Genomic DNA, 18,028 nt, shown 5'->3' on the forward strand with positions numbered 1-18,028 from the left:
GTTTTAGCGGTTTTTACCTCCCACATTTTAAAAAAACTCAGAATTACTCTGCTATTGTAACACCCATACTTCTTGCAGTACCTTCGATCATGCTCATAGCAGTTTCGATTGTTGCAGCGTTTAAGTCTGGCATCTTTAATTCAGCGATCTTTCTTACTTGATCCTTAGTTAATGTTCCAACCTTTGTTCTATTTGGAACTCCTGATCCGCTTTCTAATCCTAATTCTTTCTTAATTAGAACTGCAGCTGGAGGAGTCTTTAAGATAAAACTAAAAGATCTATCTTGGTATACTGTTATAACAACTGGTATTATTAATCCAGCTTGATTAGCAGTCTTTGCGTTAAACTCCTTACAGAATCCCATAATGTTAACACCGTGTTGCCCTAATGCTGGACCTACTGGTGGTGCTGGTGTTGCCTTACCTGCAGGAAGTTGTAATTTAATCATTCCTGTTACTTTCTTAGCCATTTACTATTCCTCCTATACTGTGGTAATACGGACTTTTTTGTCCTCCCACTTAATTAAAAACATTAGTTTTATATATAATATATTAAACTAATTTCTCAACTTGGTTAAAATCTAGTTCAGCTAATGTTTCTCTGCCGAACATATCTATTAAAGCTTTTATCTTGTGTTTTTCAACACTTATCTCTTGGATTATTGCTACGAATTCTCTTAGCGGTCCTGAGATAACTCTTACACTTTCTCCTACTTCTAAGTCAATATCAATCGGCATTTCAACAACACCCATTGATTCTACTTCCTCATCAGTAAGAGGTACTGGTTTAGAACCTGGTCCAACAAATCCTGTTACACCTCTTGTGTTTCTAACCACATACCATGACTCATCAGTCATTAGCATCTTAACTAACACATATCCTGGGAATTTTTTCTTTAAAGAAACCTTTTGCTTTCCATCTTTCTCTTCAACAACTTCCTCCATAGGAACTTGAATATCAAGAAGTAAATGCTCAAGATTTCTATTTTCTATAGTTTTTTCAAGGTTAGCTTTAACCTTATTTTCATATCCTGAATATGTGTGTACTACATACCATCTAGCTCTTTCACTCATATTTACTATAGATGAGAAACCTCACCTAAACCTCCTTCATTATAGTTTAAAAATCAATTTAAAGAGGTTTGTAAAAATATAATCTAACCCGCCTACTAATACAATATATATTAGTACGACTACGCCTACTGCAATTAACGCTTTTTTTGTGTCATCTTTAGAAGGCCAAGTTATTCTTTTAACCTCTGCCTTAAGCTCTCTAAAAAACTTAGAAATCCCTCTTTTTTCAGAAGTCTTAGTATTAATATTTACATTTACATTTTCTTTAATAGCCATTACTTCACATCCTTAACTATTGCGAGTATGTGTCATCACTCTAAAGCGAACTATTTAGTTTCTTTGTGTTGTGTGTGTTTTTTACAGAATCTGCAATATTTATTCATTTCCATTCTGTCTGGGTTGTTTTTCTTGTTTTTCATTGTGTTGTAATTTCTTTGCTTACACTCTGTGCATGCTAATGTTACCTTAACTCTCACAGTCTGCACCTCCAGTTTATCCAAATAATTATATAAGTCTATATGATATTGTGTTATCTATTTCGTTAATTACTTAAACACCTTACCACAAAACCGATATTATGTCAATAATATTAGCTTTGTAAAGGACTAGGTAAACTAACCCAGTCCTTATATATGTTAAGTAAAACTTTTACTATTCTATTATAGAAGTAACAACTCCTGAACCTACAGTTCTTCCACCTTCTCTGATAGCGAATCTTAAACCTTCATCCATAGCTACTTGAGTGATTAACTCAACGTTCATATCGATGTGGTCTCCAGGCATAACCATTTCCATTCCTTCTGGTAATTTGATTGATCCTGTAACGTCTGTTGTTCTGAAGTAGAATTGTGGTCTGTATCCATCGAAGAATGGAGTATGTCTACCACCTTCATCTTTCTTAAGTACGTATACTTGACCTACGAACTTGCTGTGTGGATTTACTGATCCAACTTTTGCTAAAACTTGACCTCTTTCGATTTCAGTTCTTTGAACACCTCTTAATAATGCTCCGATGTTATCTCCAGCTTGTGCTTCATCTAATAACTTTCTGAACATTTCGATTCCTGTAACAACAACTTTTCTCTTTTCTTCTGTTAATCCAACGATTTCTACTTCGTCTGATACGTGAAGAACTCCTCTTTCAACTCTTCCTGTTGCAACTGTTCCTCTACCAGTGTTTGTAAATACGTCTTCGATTGGCATTAAGAATGGCTTATCTGTTGCTCTTTCTGGAGTTGGGATATAGCTATCTACTGCGTTCATTAATTCCATGATGCAAGCTGTTGCTTCTGGATCTGTTGGGTTTTCTAATGCTCTTAAAGCTGATCCTTTGATTACTGGAATGTCATCTCCTGGGAAGTTGTATTCAGATAATAATTCTCTAACTTCCATTTCAACTAATTCTAATAATTCTTCATCGTCAACCATATCTGCTTTGTTTAAGAAAACAACGATGTAGTCAACACCAACTCTTGAAGCTAGTAGTATGTGCTCTCTTGTTTGAGGCATTGGACCATCTGCAGCTGAACAAACTAATATAGCACCGTCCATTTGAGCCGCACCAGTGATCATGTTCTTAACGTAGTCAGCATGTCCTGGACAGTCAACGTGAGCGTAGTGTCTGCTTTCTGTTTCGTATTCAACGTGAGCTGTGTTGATTGTGATTCCTCTTTCTTTTTCTTCTGGAGCTCTATCGATATCAGCATAGTTGAACGCTTCTGCGAACCCTCTGTTTGCTAATACTGTTGTGATAGCAGCTGTTAATGTAGTCTTACCGTGGTCTACGTGACCGATTGTTCCAATATTTACGTGTGGTTTACTTCTTTCGAACTTTTGCTTTGCCATTTGAAATTCCTCCTTATTTTAAATAAACTTTGCCTAGCGTTTGCATACTAATTTATATTCTCTATGGAGCTCATGATCGGGATTGAACCGACGACCTCCGCCTTACCAAGGCGACGCTCTGCCGACTGAGCTACACGAGCATTAAAGTGGCTCGCACTTTAATATACCAATTATAAAGTTTACTATCATTTGTTTTTTTTGTCAATATTATTTTACTATTATTGTTTATTGTCGGAAAGGCACTTTTCAAGCTTTCTCTTAACTCTTTGAAGTGCATTATCTATAGACTTTGCATGTCTATCTAAATCACAGGCTATTTCTTGATAAGACTTACCATCTAAATAAGATTGTAATACTTCCATTTCTAAATCTGAAAGAACTCTTGAAATAGCATCTTCTATTTGAGCCTTTTCTTCCTTACCTATCACAAGTTCCTCTGGATCACTAATCTTCATACTAGAAAGTATATCCAAAAGAGTCCTTTCTGAATCATCTTCTGATACTGGTTTATTAAGAGAAATATATGTATTTAAAGGTATATGCTTCTGTCTTGTTGCTGTTTTTATTGCAGTTATTATTTGTCTTGTTACACATAACTCAGCAAACGCCTTAAATGTTGTTGATTTCTCATAATTAAAATCTCTAATTGCTTTATATAGACCAATCATTCCTTCTTGATAAATATCCTCTTTATCAGCACCTATTAGAAAATATGATCTAGATTTTGCTTTCACAAAGCCTTCATACTTAGAAATAACATATTCTTGTGCTCTCACATCTCCATTTTTAGCCTCTATAACTATTTCTTCTTCTTCTTTTCCATCAAACTCAACTGCTATTTCCTTTGAATAATCTTTGTTATTCACAAATCCCCCTCCATTTCCTAAAACACCTTTGATATTTACCCACGCCTCATAGCCTCTAACTTTTTCAGTATATCTTCATCAATATTGTCTTGTACAGTACTCTTATATGATAGATTTACCTTACTGCTAGTTCTTTTTATATCTTCAGATGTATCAAACACCATATTATAAAACTCTACACTAGAAATTCTAGTTGCTCCTCTTTGAAATATAGTTTGTTGCTCTAAAGAGTCTGATGTTACTACAGACACTTCAAACCTTCTTCCTATATTATGTATTTCTCTTTCAATATAAGCATCCGCGGTTTCTCCACTTTTAGTAAAAACTACTGTAAGATTTTTATTGTATTCATATTTATTCTCTAAATTTCCTGCTACTCTGTATCCATCAAATACAAGCATAATTTTACATTGATGAATTGCACCATAATTATGTAAAATATCAATTAGCTTTTGTCTTGCACTATCTAAACTTATTTCTTTTTCTCTTTTTAAATTACTCCAGCTATTTATTACATTATATCCATCTATAAAAATAAATTTCACTTTTAACCTCTGTTAGTATTAAACTATTTAGTTAATCTACCTTTTAATACCTCATACATCATTATACCACCTGCAACTGAAGCATTTAAAGAGTTAATTTTACCTACCATGGGAATTTTAACTAATAAATCACATTTTTTAAGAGTTAAGTTTGATATCCCCTTTCCTTCACTACCAATAATTAATGCACATGGACCTGAGAAATCAGTATTATAGCTATAATCTTTTCCATGTATATCAGCTCCATAAACCCAAATTCCTCTTTCTTTTAAAATATCTATTGTAGCATTTATATTAGTAACCTTTGCAATTCTCATATGTTCTATTGCACCAGCTGCACATTTATATACAGTAGAAGTAACTCCAACATTTCTTCTTTTTGGTATTATTATTCCATGAACACCACATAATTCTGCAGTTCTTATAATTGATCCTAAGTTATGTGGATCCTCTATTTCATCTAATATAATTATAAATGGCTTTTCACCTTTTTTATCAGCATAGTCTAGTATATCGTTAACTTCACTATATTTAAACGGAGTAATTTTAGCAATAATTCCTTGATGATTTAATCCTTCACACATAGCATCTAATTTTCTTCTATCTGCTTCTTTGATTACTATTCCTTTATCTTTAGCTAACCCTAATGCAACCTTTATTGAACCTTCTAAATCACCCTTAATAGAATAAATACATTCAATAGTTCTATCGCTTTTTAATGCCTCAATAACCGCATTTCTTCCTATTATCAAATCTTCTCTTAAAGCTTCTATATTAGTTTCTTTTGCTGGTGTAGCATAAGCTCTTTCTCTTCTTTGTTCCCTATTAGCTTTTTCTTGTAATTTATTAAATTCTCTTTCTCTTCTTCTTGGATTTTCTCTTTTCGCCATAAAATAATTTCTCCTTATTTATTATTTATCTCACTTTTTAATGCATGATTAAAAATAAATTCTAATCTTTCTGTATTACCAATTAAATATAAGTATCCGACTAAGGCCTCAAAACCTGTTGCCATTCTATAGTCTCTAACATCTGCATTTTTAGGAACTGTTGCAGATTTAGCGTTTCTTCCTCTTTTATATATGTAACTTTCGTCTTCTGTCAAAAATTCTTCTATTTCATGCATAATTGTACTTTGACTTTTTGCCTTAACGTATCCAATTGCTTTAACATGAATTTTATGAGCGCTTAACTCAAGATTATTTGATAGTATTGAATTTCTAACAAAAAGTTCATAAACTCCATCTCCTATTAAAGCAAGTTGAAGGGGATTTAAAAGTCTAGCCTCTTTTTCAGTAAATTCCTTTACTCTAAAATCATTTAGCATATTTGTCTCCTCATTGTATGATTAAAAGTCAGTACATTAATTATACTAACCTTAAATCTTTAATATATAAATATCTAACTAAATTATTTATATAATAATTTATAATTAAAAATTAAGAGTCAAGAATTAAGAATAAAGCTTCTAAAACAGCTTTTTATTTTTATTTTAAAGCCAGTTTTACTGCCTTTACTCTCAACTCTCAACTCTAAACTCTTAATTCTTAAATAATTAATTAAATTAATCTATCTTTTTCCATCTAACTCCTTGTGGAGTATCTAAAAGTTCTATTCCTTTAGCCTTTAAATCATCTCTTATTTTATCAGCTAAAGCAAAATTTCTATCTTTTCTAGCTTGTTGTCTTTCAGCTATTAAAGCCTCAATTTCTTCCTCTAAGTTTGCTTTAGTTGTTTTTTGTAGTATTCCTAACGGTAATCCTAATTCTCTTATTAACTCTAAGGCCTTTTCACATAACTCCTTAGATGAATTAATTCCTATATTACTATTAATATCTCTTATTAAATCAAATAAAACTGAAATAGCATCTGCAGTATTAAAATCGTCATCCATCTTTTCAATATATCTTTGTCTATAAGCATCTAACGATTCTAAATACTTAACTTCCTCATCATTCATTTTTTCAACTTTAACTTCTGATATTAAATTTTCTAAGTTTCCTATAGCATTATATAATCTTTCAATAGAAGCTTTAGCTGATTCTAATAATTCATTACTAAAGTTTAATTGAATTCTATAGTGTCCTGATAACATTAAAAATCTTATTACATCTGCATCATATTCCTTTAATGCATCTCTTGCTGTTAAGAAGTTATTTAAAGACTTAGACATTTTTTGATTATTAACATTTAAAAATGCTGCATGCATCCAATAGTTTGCAAATTTTCTTCCTGTTAATGCTTCACTTTGAGCAATTTCATTTTCATGATGTGGGAATGCTAAATCCATACCTCCAGCATGTATATCTATTGTATCTCCAAGTAAATTTTTAGCCATACATGAACATTCAATGTGCCATCCTGGTCTTCCTAATCCCCAAGGACATTCCCAAGCAGGTTCACCTGGTTTTTGTGCTTTCCAAATGGCAAAATCCATTGGATCTTCTTTTCTTTCATCAACATTTATTCTAGCTCCAGCTTGTAAATCTTCTAAATTTTGACCTATAAGCTGACCATAACCTGCAAACTTTTTAGTTCTGAAGTAAACATCTCCATTCACTTCATATGCATATCCCTTTTCTATTAATCCAGAAACGAACTTGATTATTTCATCAATATATTCTGTAGCTCTTGGATTAGTAGTAGCTCTTTTAATATTAAGCCCGTCAGCATCTTTATAATACTCACAAATATATTTATCCCCAATTTCTTTTACAGTCGTATTCTCTTCATTGGCCTTGTTTATCATCTTATCATCTATATCAGTAAAATTCTGAACAAAATTAACTTCATATCCTCTATATTCCATGTATCTTCTTATAGTATCAAAAACAATAAATGTTCTACCATTTCCTATATGAAAATAATTATAAACTGTTGGACCACAAACATACATGCTAACTTTCCCTGGATTTAACGGAATAAATTCTTCCTTTTTTCTAGTTAAAGAATTATATATTTTCATTTAATAATACCTCCTTTTTTATTTTTTAAATTCTATAATCTTATATTATTCTTTTCGAATTGAGATTTTACAGTCGTAATAACATCATCTATTTTTATTACTTCCATTTCACCATCTCTTAATTTAAATTCTACTTCGCCATCAGTTATTTTTTTACCTACAGTAACTCTCATTGGAATTCCTATAAGTTCTGAATCCTTAAACTTAACTCCTGGTCTTTCATTTCTATCATCTAATATAGCATCTACACCAGCTTTTCTTAATTCTTCATATAATTTATTAGCTATTTCCATTTGTGCTTCATCTTTAATATTTACTGGAATTACAGAAACATGATATGGTGCTACTGATAATGGCCATACTATACCATTTTCATCATGATGTTGTTCTATTATTGAAGCCATAGTTCTTGTAACACCAATTCCATAGCATCCCATAACAAATGGAGTATTCTTTCCATTTTCATCTATAAATGTAGCATTCATAGCTTCAGAATATTTAGTTCCTAATTTAAATATATGACCTACTTCAGTTCCTCTTGCTATAGTTACTTCAGCACCACATTCAGGACATTTTTCTCCATTTTCTATATTTCTAAAGTCTCCTACAGTTCCTTCAAAATCTCTTCTATAGTTAACATTTTTTAAGTGATATCCAGTTTCATTTGCTCCTGTTATCATGTTATACATATAAGTAACTTCTTCATCTACTAATAATAAGTCTACCTTTATTCCTACTGGTCCACCAAACCCAACTTCACAACCAGTTGCATTAGTATACTCTTCATGAGAAGCCATTATTATATCAGTTGAAGCTTTTGCTGCATTTGATACCTTTACTTCATTAACTTCTCTATCACCTCTAACAACTACACCTACTATTTTTCCATCAACGTTAAACATTAGAAGCTTAACAGTTTTCTTTGGCGATACTTTTAAGAAATCAGAAACTTCATCAATTCCCCTGCTATCTGGTGTAGCTACTTTTTCCATTTCTAATAATTCTTCTACTTCTGCCTTTTCTGGAGTTGCTTCTGCTTTTTCTATATTTGCAGCATAATCACAAGCGCTACAGAATACTACATCATCTTCTCCAACTTCTGACTTAACCATAAATTCAGCAGAATTTGATCCACCAATTGCTCCTGAATCTGCAGCAACACACTTTGCATCTATTCCACATCTATTAAATATTTTTACATATGCATCGTGCATTTTATCATAAGATACATCTAATCCTGCTTGATCCTTATCAAAGCTATAAGCATCTTTCATTATGAATTCTCTTGATCTCATAATTCCAAATCTTGGTCTTCTTTCATCTCTATATTTTGTTTGAATTTGATAAAGATTAACTGGTAATTGTTTGTATGATTTTATTTCATTTCTAGCAATATCAGTAAAAACTTCTTCATGAGTTGGTCCAAGACAAAAATCTCTATTATTTCTGTCTTTTAATCTAAACATTTCATCTCCATAGACATCCCATCTACCTGATTCTTGCCATAATTCTGCTGGTAATACTGCTGAAGCTAAAAATTCTTGAGCTCCTGCTGCATTCATTTCTTCTCTAACTATATCTTCAATATTTTTTAGAACCTTTAAGCCTATTGGCATATAGTTATAAACCCCTGCAGCCATCTTTCTAATCATCCCTGCTCTAAGCATAAGCTTATGACTATCTATTTCTGCCTCTGCTGGTACTTCTCTTAATGTTGATACTAACATATTTGACATTTTCATAATTTTTTCCTCCAGACTGTCTATTTAATATTTTTATTAATTCATTACTTTATAATTTTAATTATAAAAAAAGTTCCCCCTAATATAGAATTAGGGCGAACTTATATCCGCGGTACCACCTAAATTTGTGCTTTAATAATGATAACGGTGTTAAACCGATAGTTTTTACCTACAACTCAAAAGCTGGTTCAAAATCTATTGAAAATCTTACAGCCTACGGATTTTCTCTCTGAAAGGGCGATTTCTACTATTCTTCATCACTGCTTTAAGTAATATTTTTTTGATTAATTAATTATATAATCTTGAAAAAACTCTGTCAATAATAATAAAATTGAAATTAAACAAGCTTTTCTCCTAAAATTAAATCCTCTGGGGTTGTAACCTTAATATTAGTATACTCACCATCATAAAGATATACTTTATATCCATACATTTCTGATACCATTGTATCATCAGTAACAATTACTTTATCTTCTTTCACTCTTTTATGGCACTCAAAAATTTCATTAAATTTAAAAACTTGTGGTGTTTGAATCGCCATTAAATCTTCCCTATTAGGAGTTTTTATTGAAAAATTTCTTTCATCTTTGATTTTTATAGTATCTTTAGGCATTACACCTGGCGCGCATGCTCCATAAACAGATGCATACTTTATTCCATCATTTATTATTCTATCTGAAAGAAATGGTCTTGCACCATCATGAATTAATACTATATCAGTTTTGCTATTTTCCAAACTTTTTAATCCATTATATACAGAATCTTGTCTTTCATTACCACCTATAATTATTTTATCAACCTTAAGAGAATACTTTTTTAAAATATTTTCTTTAAAATATTCTACTTCTTCCTTTGATAAAACAACTACTATATTATCTATTTTTTTATTTTCATTAAACTTTTTAATTGTATAATAAATAATAGGCTTTCCTTTTATCTCAATGAATTGCTTGCTTACGGAAGCATTCATCCTTTTACCCTTTCCCCCTGCTAAAATAATAGCACTTATCATGAAATTTCTCCTTTAATTGTCCTTTGGTTTTGCAAATATCATTCTTCCAGCAGATGTTTGAAGAACAGATGTAACTATTACAAAAATTTCTTCCCCAATGAATTTTCTTCCACCTTCAACAACAATCATAGTTCCATCATCTAAGTATCCAATTCCTTGTGTAGATTCTTTACCATCTTTTATAACTACAATTTTCATTTCTTCTCCTGGAAGAACTACTGGTTTTATTGCATTAGCCAAGTCATTTATATTCAAAACAGGTACACCTTGAAATTCAGCAACTTTATTCAGGTTAAAATCATTTGTTATAACCTTTCCATTTAACTTTTGAGCAAGCTTTAATAGTTTACTATCAACTTCTGCTATTTCCTTAAAATCGCCTTCCCAAATTTCTGTTTCAATTTCTAGTTCTTTTTGAATCTTATTTAATATATCTAAGCCTCTTCTTCCTCTATTTCTTTTTAGAGAATCTGATGAATCGGATATATGACGAAGTTCATCTAAAACAAAACTAGGTATAACTAAAGTTCCTTCTATAAATCCAGTCTTACACAAATCAAAAATTCTACCATCAATTATAACAGATGTATCTAATACCTTTGCAGTACTCTTTATTGAACCTTTAGATTTCTTTTCTTTTTCCTTATCCTTATCTCTTATATTATTCTTTTTAAATATAAGTAAAGTTGATGAAATATCATCCCTTTTCTTTATGAATATCTCTGCTCCAATTATTGCCGCTATTAACTCTAATAATACAAATATTATAGGTCCTATAGCAGGATGTATTCCTGAAAATATTCCTGAAAAAGGAGCTCCTATAAATGCTGCAATAATCAATCCTATTAAAGTTCCTACACTCCCAAAAATCAATTCTTGTGCACTTAATCGTTGAATATTTTTTTCCATTTTATCTATAGTACTTGATATTAATTTATATAATCCTGGTGAAATAAAATAAAAAATAATTCCGAATAATAACATACAAAAAACATAAAGTATTGTAGTTGCTACTGCACCTTTAATAATGTGGATTTTAAATCCTCTTCCAATAGCTAATACCCCTTCACAAACAATATATCCAATGACTAATCCTAAAAGAGTAAAAATAATCTTTAAACCTTTTTTAAACAAAAACTCACCTCCTATTAAAAGCTATACATAATAGTTATAAATAACCATTTTTTATTATACCATAATATTAATATTACTATTACTAGTATTTAAATTTTAAAATTAAATATTAATACCCCCTATAAAAATAAACACAGGTTGTTTATTATAATATTAAACAATACAGACAAGGGTTGTATTGACAAAATTGTCTGAAAATACTTATAATTTATATAAGGATTATATTTCTAAGGAGTTGAGGCAAATGAAAGACATTATATTTGATAGCTTTCAAAATGACGTCAGTGAATCTCTATTAAGACACAAAAGTATTCTCGATGTTCTAACTAAATATACTGAATCTAGTTCTAGAATTAACAGAGCAGTAGCTAAAGCTGTTACAAACTGTGGTTGCATTGAGATAAATGCAAAAAAGCAATGTCTGCCAAATGAAGACAACTCATTGGAAGATTTATCTAAGTGTTTAAAAACTCATGTAGATGGTTGCTTATGTGAAAACTGCCGTGAAGTTATAGAAAGAGAAATTGGTAATAATTTATTCTATCTTACTTCTCTTTGTAATCTTCTTGATATAAATCTTTACGACGTTCTATTGAAAGAAAGCGATAAAATTAACACCCTGGGTAAATTTACCTTTAGATAAATATATAAGCAGGTTTATACCTGCTTATATATTTTTACCAATATTTTATATTAATATTCTATTTATTAATTAAATTTCTTTCTTTAAGTGAATTTGTTCTTTTATTCTCTTTAATCCACTTCTTATTGCAGTCGATCTAGCTTCTCCTATACCTTCAACTTGATCTAACTCATCTTTACTTGCAGTAATTACATATTTTAATTTACTAAAATGTTTTATTAAATTTTCAATTACATTAGTTGGTATTCTAGGAATTTTAAATAATATTCTATATCCCTTTGGAGAAATTAATGTATCTACTAATGGTACCCCACCAAATCCAAGTACCTTAGCTATAATTTCTAAGTCAACTAGCTCTTCCGAATTTAACTTTTGAATATCTTTATATATGCTATTATGATCTGCATTCTCTTCACAATAATCCCTTATTAAAAGTATTCCATCCCTTTCTATATATCTTATTAATTCATTAAGTTGCATAGAAATAAGTCTACCTTCATTACCAAGTTCTAAAATATATCTTTTTATCTCTTCAACTATTCTCATAACCATTTCAGTTCTTTGTATTGCAGTTACCACATCAAAAATAGTTGTCAAATCTTGAAACTCTAAGATATTTAAATTATTTATTACCCTTTCCAACACATTAACATACTTCTCTAAAGTTTGAATCGCCTGATTAGCTCTTGCTAATATGACACTACTATCTTGTAATATATATTTAATATCGCCTTTGTAGATTGTAATAATATTTCTTCTTTGAGATATTGCAACAACTATAGTATCAGTCTGTTTTGCAATTCTCTGTGCTGTTCTATGTCTCGTTCCTGTTTCATAGGTTGTTACAGATGGATCTGGTAATAATTGTGCATTCGCACAAACTATCTTTCTTAAGTCTTGACTTAATACTATTGCTCCATCCATTTTAGCTAGCTCATAAATATATGCTGGTGTATACTCTGAATTTATATTAAATCCACCATCCACTATATCCATTACATCTTCAGAATCACCTAAAACTATTAATCCACCAGTCTTAGCTCTTAGAATGTTTTCTAATCCTTCTCTCAAATTTGTTCCTGGACTAACTATTTTTAATATATTTTTTATTTCATTATCATCCTTAATTCTCATGCTAATCACCTAATCTATTAATTTCACATACTTTCTATAATAATTATATTCTACACCTATTTATATACATCTGCTATAACATCATTTAATGTTTTCATTGACATTATTTTTATGTTAGATATTTTAACATCTTTACTAAATGATCCTTTAGCTACATATACTTTTTTAAATCCCATTCTGGCTAATTCTTTAACTCTTACTTCTATAGATGGAACCTTTTTAAGTTCTCCTGTTAATCCTACATCTGCTATAAATGCAATATTAGCCTCTATTCCTCTTTGCTTTACAGATGAAACTATACTCATAATAACAGCTAAATTAATACCTTGCTCCCTTATTCGCATTCCACCAGTAGTCTTTATAATAACATTCTTATCATAAAGATTTATTCCACCTCTTTGCTCTAAAATAGATATTAATGTATTTAACTTATCTTTTCCTAAGGTTTCACCTATTCTAGTTGGATACGGAGTAAATGTTTTTGATACTAAACTTTCTACTTCTGTAATTATAGGTCTAGAACCTTCTTTTATAACTGTTAATGTACTTCCTGATACTATCTCCCCATCTTCTCTTTTAGTCATAAAGAATTCCGATGGATTATCAATAGAAATCATACCCTTTTCAGACATTTGAAAAAATCCTGTTTCTCCAGTACTTCCAAATCTATTTTTTGAACTTACAAGTCCTCTTAATTCCTCATCAGTATCGCATTCAATAATTAATACTGTATCAACTAAATGTTCTAACGCTCTAAGCCCAGCTAGTTCATCCGCCTTTGTCATTTGCCCAACTATAATTACGGCTCTTTGCCTTTTATCATCTTTTGCTATTCTTAAAAGTTCATTGGCACACTCCATTGTTTGAGTAGGAGATCCAGCTCTTGCAGGAAATGAATTCTCCATAGTAAATGTTTGAATACTATCTATAATTAATAAATCTGGATCTATTTCATCAACAGCAGCTACAACATTATCCATACTTGTTTCTTGAACAACCCATATATTATCATTAATTTTATCTAATATTCTATCCGCTCTATTTTTAATTTGACTATCACTTTCTTCTCCAGATGCATAAATAACTTTATGTCCACCTCTAGCAATATTATCTGCTACTTGTAATAATAAAGTTGATTTTCCAGCTCCTGGCCTTGCAGTTATTATAGTAATAGAATCCTTAACTATTCCTCCACCCATAACTCTATCAAATTCACTGATTCCAGTTATAATTCTATCACTTTTACTCGAAGTCACTTCCGCTAACTTTTTAATAGGCTTTTTAGATAATTGTCTTACCTTCACAGCTTCTTTAGCTGCCTTATTTTGTTGAACAACTTGTTCTTCATTAAATGTATTCCAACTACTACAATCTGGACATTTTCCCATCCATTTTGGTGATTCATATCCACATTCTTGACATATAAATACGGATTTTATCTTTGCCATACTTTCACCACTCTATCTATCTTTAAAATTTAATATTTTATAGTATCATATTACTAATACCTTAACCTTTTAAATTAAAAATTATATTCTAAATCACGTTAAAATAACTAAAAATAAAATTTAAAGTCTTACTTAAATTCCAATTTACTCTATATAATATAACATACTTAAAATATAAAAAATATAAAAAGTATAAAAATAAACCATAAGGTCTATATTAACTCTTATGGTTTATTTCTATACTTATTTCTATACTTTTTTCTATAATTTATTAATTTTCAATAAGCTTTGCTGCTTCTTTATCTACTATTACAGTAACATCTCTATGCATTTGTAGCATTGATGCTGGATTTTCAGTAGTAATTTTGCCTGAGAATAATCCTTTAATAGCTTCTGCCTTACTTTCTCCTGATGCAATAAGAATAATCTTTTTAGCTTTCATTATTCCACCTACACCCATTGTAATAGCTGTTCTTGGAACATCATCAATGTTGTCAAAAAATCTTGCATTTGCTTCTATAGTGTTTTCTGTTAAAGATATTACATGAGTACCAGCAGATAAGTGTTCATCTGGCTCATTAAATGCAATATGTCCATTATTTCCAACGCCTAAAAGTTGGATATCTATTCCACCTAATTCTATTATTCTTTTATCATATTCTTTACATTCAACTTCTAAATCTTTAGCTAATCCATTTGGTACAAATGTGTTAGCTACGTCTATATTTATATGATTAAATAGATTATCATTCATAAAATATCTATAGCTTTGACTATGTTCTGGATTTAGTCCTATATATTCGTCTAAGTTTACAGTTGTTATTTTTGAAAAATCCAACTCTTTATTTTCATACATTTTTATTAACTCTTTATACATTCCTATTGGTGATCCACCTGTAGCTAAACCTAAAATTGCATTTGGTTTTTCCTTTATAACCTTAGAAAACTCACTTGCTGCAACCTTACTTAATTCTTCATAACTATTAACAACTCTTAAATTCATAATACTTCTCCCTCTTTTCTTGAAATATTTACTTGTAAAGTAAATTTATCTGATTTATAAAATGCCTCTTCTAAAAATAAAAGCTTATCTGTATTAGTAAATGTTTTACTAACTACTTTCAATATTGGTGTATCAATTTCACACTCTAGTATTTTTCTTATTTCATCATCAACATTAACTGCTACTATAGATGAATTAGAATTTGTAATTATATATCCAAATCCCTCTAAAACCTTATATAAAGATCCTTCTAACATTTCCTTATTTAAATGACCACAATAATCTACCGGTATATATACAGTTTCTACTGCAATACATTCATTATCTACTATTCTTTTTCTTGATATTTTATATAATCTATCTAATATAAAAACATCCTGTATATCTTCAGGTGTATCTATAATTTCAAATTCTACAACTTTAGTTTCTAATGATCTACCACTTTGTTTTATCATCTCAGTGAAACTCATCATATCTTTTTGGTTTACCTTTTGTTCACATACAAAAGTTCCCTTACCTTTTTTTCTTGTTAATACTCCTTCTTGAACTAACTCTCCGATAGCTTGTCTTATTGTCATTCTACTAACATCATAAATTTCACAAAGTTCTCTTTCACTAGAAATACATTCTCCAGCTTTCCAAACTCCACTAGCTATCTTCTTTATAAAATCATTTTTTAACTGATAATATACTGGTATTGGACTATTTTTATCTATCATATTATCACTCCCACTGTTATTATATGATAGATATATATAGTTGTCTATACCAGTTAGAAAAATTTTTTAATAAACAAATATGCATATTTATTTATTATTTGGAAATGCTATCTATATAAATTGCAAGGAGATGGTATTTTGATAGATAAATCTTATTTATATAATGTTCCTTCTAAAAACATTCTTAATAATTATAAACCAAAAAATATGTCTAATGACTCTTTAGACAATTATCCTATTGACTCTATAGAAAATATGGTTATAAATTCTAATTTAGATAATGATACTTCTATAAAATAACACTATCGTAATATCAAAAAAGTAAAAAAGTAAGGTATAACCTTACTTTTCAGACTGTTGACAAAGTGTCAACAGTCTTTAATTTTATACAAATATGTAATATAATATAAAATATATTAATTTATTACATAGAGGTTTTACGAATGATAAACGAAAGAAGAGAAGCACAAAATGAAATAGAAGTGGTTATGCTAGAACAATTAGTTCCGCAAGACCATTTATTAAGGAAAATTGATAAATACATAGATTTTTCATTTATTAGAGAGTTAACTAAAGATTTGTATTGTCATACAAATGGTCGACCAGCAGTTGATCCAGTAGTACTATTTAAAATGTTATTTATAGGCTATCTTTATGGCATTCGCTCCGAAAGGCAACTAGTTAAAGATATAGAAGTAAATTTAGCATATAGATGGTTTTTAGGATATTCAATTACCGAGAAAATTCCAGATTCATCTACAATAAGTCAAAATAGAATTAGAAGATTTAAAGGTACTGATATTCCACAGAAAATATTTGATAATATAGTTCTTCAAGCTATGGAAAAAGGATTAGTTGGGGGTAAAATTCTTTATTCTGATTCAACTCATATAAAAGCAAATGCTAATAAGAGAAAATTTGAAAAAATTGAAGTAGAAGTAACACCAAAAGAATATATAGATCAATTAGATATTGATGTTAATGTAGATAGAGAAAATCATAATAAAAACCCTTTAAAACCTAGAAAGCAAAAAGAAGAAACAAAACAAATTAAGAAAAGTACTACTGATCCTGATAGTGGTTACATGATGAGAGATAATAAGCCAGAAGGATTTTTTTATTTAGATCATCGAACTGTAGATAGTAAAAATAATATAATTATGGATGTACATGTTACCCCTGGTAACGTCAGCGATAGCGAACCAATATTAAAAAGAATAGATAGAATTGAAGAAACATTTAATATAAAGCCTAAGTATCTTGGATTAGATGCAGGATATTCAACTAATCCTATTTTTAAAGGAATAACAGATAGAGATATAACACCAGTTATTGCATATAGACGTTCCCCTCATAAAAAAGGAATGTATACAAAAAATAAATACATATATGATTATGGTAAAGACATATATATTTGTCCAAATAATGTTGCATTAATATATAAAACAACGACTCGCGAAGGCTACAAAGAATATAGATGCTTTGAAGAAATATGCATGTGTTGTCCGCACAAAGATAAATGCCTTGGAGAAAAATCTAAATATAAAATAATTAGAAGACACGTTTGGGAAAACCATAAAGACGATAATAAAAATTTCCTTAGAACCGAGAAGGGAAAAGGTATTTACGATAGGAGAAAAGAGACAGTTGAGCGAAGCTTCGCAGATTCAAAAAATCTGCATGGGCTTCGCTATGCTCGCTTCCGCGGACGCGAAAAAGTGTCCGAGCAATGTCTACTAACTGCAGCAGTGCAGAATATGAAGAAGATAGCAACAAGACTATCTTTGTTATTTTCATATGGTATTAGTAATTTTAATGATATTTTGAATTTTAAATTTTATCCACAACTAATAATAGAAAAACCCTCTGTTTTTAAACAGGGGGTTTTTCAACAAACTG

Annotated in this window: 20 protein-coding genes and 1 tRNA gene; 3 read left to right on the forward strand and 18 right to left on the reverse strand. The window is 30.0% G+C overall.

Annotation, left to right across the window (positions count from 1 at the left end; genetic code table 11):
- Positions 1 to 43: 43 nt before the first annotated feature.
- From rplK to HCG76_RS07155, 14 genes are all read right to left on the reverse strand, one after another.
- Entirely contained in the window at positions 44 to 469 is a 426-nt protein-coding gene (gene rplK / locus HCG76_RS07090; RefSeq protein WP_042402288.1) for a 50S ribosomal protein L11, read from the reverse strand.
- Between the two features lie 82 nt (positions 470 to 551).
- Positions 552 to 1,073 carry a transcription termination/antitermination protein NusG gene (nusG, locus tag HCG76_RS07095; protein ID WP_221699461.1) on the reverse strand — a complete coding sequence of 174 codons (522 nt, stop codon included), beginning with the start codon at positions 1,071 to 1,073 and terminating at the stop codon, positions 552 to 554.
- 39 nt (positions 1,074 to 1,112) lie between these two features.
- Positions 1,113 to 1,349 (reverse strand): preprotein translocase subunit SecE, encoded by a 237-nt coding sequence (secE, locus tag HCG76_RS07100; RefSeq protein WP_195468533.1) that lies wholly within the window; start codon positions 1,347 to 1,349, stop codon positions 1,113 to 1,115.
- A 50-nt stretch (positions 1,350 to 1,399) separates the two neighbouring features.
- Positions 1,400 to 1,549, reverse strand: coding sequence for a 50S ribosomal protein L33 (gene rpmG, locus HCG76_RS07105; RefSeq protein WP_042402281.1), 150 nt, complete (start codon positions 1,547 to 1,549; stop codon positions 1,400 to 1,402).
- A gap of 175 nt (positions 1,550 to 1,724) precedes the next feature.
- Entirely contained in the window at positions 1,725 to 2,918 is a 1,194-nt protein-coding gene (tuf, locus tag HCG76_RS07110) for an elongation factor Tu (RefSeq protein WP_221719004.1), read from the reverse strand.
- A gap of 64 nt (positions 2,919 to 2,982) precedes the next feature.
- Positions 2,983 to 3,058 (reverse strand) — tRNA-Thr (locus HCG76_RS07115).
- Between the two features lie 78 nt (positions 3,059 to 3,136).
- Positions 3,137 to 3,784 (reverse strand): RNA polymerase sporulation sigma factor SigH, encoded by a 648-nt coding sequence (gene sigH / locus HCG76_RS07120; protein WP_221699460.1) that lies wholly within the window; start codon positions 3,782 to 3,784, stop codon positions 3,137 to 3,139.
- Between the two features lie 35 nt (positions 3,785 to 3,819).
- A complete protein-coding gene (locus HCG76_RS07125; protein WP_221699459.1) occupies positions 3,820 to 4,329 on the reverse strand; it encodes an NYN domain-containing protein in 510 nt (169 codons plus the stop codon).
- Positions 4,330 to 4,352: 23 nt separating this feature from the next.
- On the reverse strand, positions 4,353 to 5,219 hold the full coding sequence (gene rlmB / locus HCG76_RS07130; RefSeq protein ID WP_221699458.1) for a 23S rRNA (guanosine(2251)-2'-O)-methyltransferase RlmB: 867 nt from the start codon (positions 5,217 to 5,219) through the stop codon (positions 4,353 to 4,355).
- A 14-nt stretch (positions 5,220 to 5,233) separates the two neighbouring features.
- On the reverse strand, positions 5,234 to 5,656 hold the full coding sequence (locus HCG76_RS07135; protein ID WP_221699457.1) for a Mini-ribonuclease 3: 423 nt from the start codon (positions 5,654 to 5,656) through the stop codon (positions 5,234 to 5,236).
- A gap of 237 nt (positions 5,657 to 5,893) precedes the next feature.
- Positions 5,894 to 7,294 (reverse strand): cysteine--tRNA ligase, encoded by a 1,401-nt coding sequence (gene cysS, locus HCG76_RS07140; protein WP_221699456.1) that lies wholly within the window; start codon positions 7,292 to 7,294, stop codon positions 5,894 to 5,896.
- A gap of 32 nt (positions 7,295 to 7,326) precedes the next feature.
- Positions 7,327 to 9,036, reverse strand: coding sequence for a proline--tRNA ligase (locus HCG76_RS07145; RefSeq protein WP_221699455.1), 1,710 nt, complete (start codon positions 9,034 to 9,036; stop codon positions 7,327 to 7,329).
- A 337-nt stretch (positions 9,037 to 9,373) separates the two neighbouring features.
- Entirely contained in the window at positions 9,374 to 10,048 is a 675-nt protein-coding gene (ispD, locus tag HCG76_RS07150; protein WP_221699454.1) for a 2-C-methyl-D-erythritol 4-phosphate cytidylyltransferase, read from the reverse strand.
- Between the two features lie 12 nt (positions 10,049 to 10,060).
- A complete protein-coding gene (locus HCG76_RS07155; protein WP_221699453.1) occupies positions 10,061 to 11,182 on the reverse strand; it encodes a PIN/TRAM domain-containing protein in 1,122 nt (373 codons plus the stop codon).
- 244 nt (positions 11,183 to 11,426) lie between these two features.
- Between HCG76_RS07155 and HCG76_RS07160 the strand changes: the two genes are divergently transcribed.
- Positions 11,427 to 11,825 carry a DUF1573 domain-containing protein gene (locus tag HCG76_RS07160; RefSeq protein ID WP_195987008.1) on the forward strand — a complete coding sequence of 133 codons (399 nt, stop codon included), beginning with the start codon at positions 11,427 to 11,429 and terminating at the stop codon, positions 11,823 to 11,825.
- A gap of 69 nt (positions 11,826 to 11,894) precedes the next feature.
- Here HCG76_RS07160 and disA read toward each other — a convergent pair whose 3' ends face one another.
- The 4 genes from disA to HCG76_RS07180 form a co-directional block, all read right to left on the reverse strand.
- Positions 11,895 to 12,959, reverse strand: a complete 1,065-nt coding sequence (gene disA / locus HCG76_RS07165) for a DNA integrity scanning diadenylate cyclase DisA (protein ID WP_221719005.1) — start codon at positions 12,957 to 12,959, stop codon at positions 11,895 to 11,897.
- Positions 12,960 to 13,015: 56 nt separating this feature from the next.
- The gene (gene radA / locus HCG76_RS07170) at positions 13,016 to 14,407 is read right to left on the reverse strand and encodes a DNA repair protein RadA (RefSeq protein ID WP_221699451.1); all 1,392 of its coding nucleotides are present in this window, start codon (positions 14,405 to 14,407) and stop codon (positions 13,016 to 13,018) included.
- A 271-nt stretch (positions 14,408 to 14,678) separates the two neighbouring features.
- Positions 14,679 to 15,410, reverse strand: coding sequence for a glucosamine-6-phosphate deaminase (nagB, locus tag HCG76_RS07175; protein ID WP_221699450.1), 732 nt, complete (start codon positions 15,408 to 15,410; stop codon positions 14,679 to 14,681).
- Positions 15,407 to 16,129, reverse strand: coding sequence for a GntR family transcriptional regulator (locus tag HCG76_RS07180; protein WP_221699449.1), 723 nt, complete (start codon positions 16,127 to 16,129; stop codon positions 15,407 to 15,409). The genes nagB and HCG76_RS07180 overlap by 4 nt, the downstream gene beginning before the upstream one ends.
- Before the next feature lie 138 nt (positions 16,130 to 16,267).
- Here HCG76_RS07180 and HCG76_RS07185 point away from each other — a divergent pair, with 138 nt between their 5' ends.
- Entirely contained in the window at positions 16,268 to 16,429 is a 162-nt protein-coding gene (locus HCG76_RS07185) for a hypothetical protein (protein WP_221699448.1), read from the forward strand.
- A 143-nt stretch (positions 16,430 to 16,572) separates the two neighbouring features.
- Positions 16,573 to 18,005 (forward strand): IS1182 family transposase gene (locus HCG76_RS07190; RefSeq protein ID WP_370777666.1). Its coding sequence is split into 2 segments (ribosomal slippage): positions 16,573 to 17,983 and positions 17,983 to 18,005, totalling 1,434 coding nucleotides; the frame shifts between segments, so codons are not numbered across the junction.
- Positions 18,006 to 18,028 lie beyond the last annotated feature (23 nt).

This window comes from Clostridium sp. K13 (genome assembly GCF_019734195.1).
Classification (GTDB): domain Bacteria; phylum Bacillota; class Clostridia; order Clostridiales; family Clostridiaceae; genus Clostridium.

Bases quoted from the DNA above. Each gene is read 5' to 3' on its own strand.
- disA (WP_221719005.1), bottom strand. From the start codon at position 12,959: ATGAGAATTAAGGATGATAATGAAATAAAAAATATATTAAAAATAGTT.
- rlmB (WP_221699458.1), bottom strand. From the start codon at position 5,219: ATGGCGAAAAGAGAAAATCCAAGAAGAAGAGAAAGAGAATTTAATAAA.
- ispD (WP_221699454.1), bottom strand. From the start codon at position 10,048: ATGATAAGTGCTATTATTTTAGCAGGGGGAAAGGGTAAAAGGATGAAT.
- HCG76_RS07145 (WP_221699455.1), bottom strand. From the start codon at position 9,036: ATGAAAATGTCAAATATGTTAGTATCAACATTAAGAGAAGTACCAGCA.
- radA (WP_221699451.1), bottom strand. From the start codon at position 14,407: ATGGCAAAGATAAAATCCGTATTTATATGTCAAGAATGTGGATATGAA.
- nusG (WP_221699461.1), bottom strand. From the start codon at position 1,073: ATGAGTGAAAGAGCTAGATGGTATGTAGTACACACATATTCAGGATAT.
- cysS (WP_221699456.1), bottom strand. From the start codon at position 7,294: ATGAAAATATATAATTCTTTAACTAGAAAAAAGGAAGAATTTATTCCG.
- tuf (WP_221719004.1), bottom strand. From the start codon at position 2,918: ATGGCAAAGCAAAAGTTCGAAAGAAGTAAACCACACGTAAATATTGGA.
- nagB (WP_221699450.1), bottom strand. From the start codon at position 15,410: ATGAATTTAAGAGTTGTTAATAGTTATGAAGAATTAAGTAAGGTTGCA.
- rplK (WP_042402288.1), bottom strand. From the start codon at position 469: ATGGCTAAGAAAGTAACAGGAATGATTAAATTACAACTTCCTGCAGGT.
- HCG76_RS07180 (WP_221699449.1), bottom strand. From the start codon at position 16,129: ATGATAGATAAAAATAGTCCAATACCAGTATATTATCAGTTAAAAAAT.
- HCG76_RS07135 (WP_221699457.1), bottom strand. From the start codon at position 5,656: ATGCTAAATGATTTTAGAGTAAAGGAATTTACTGAAAAAGAGGCTAGA.
- HCG76_RS07160 (WP_195987008.1), top strand. From the start codon at position 11,427: ATGAAAGACATTATATTTGATAGCTTTCAAAATGACGTCAGTGAATCT.
- secE (WP_195468533.1), bottom strand. From the start codon at position 1,349: ATGGCTATTAAAGAAAATGTAAATGTAAATATTAATACTAAGACTTCT.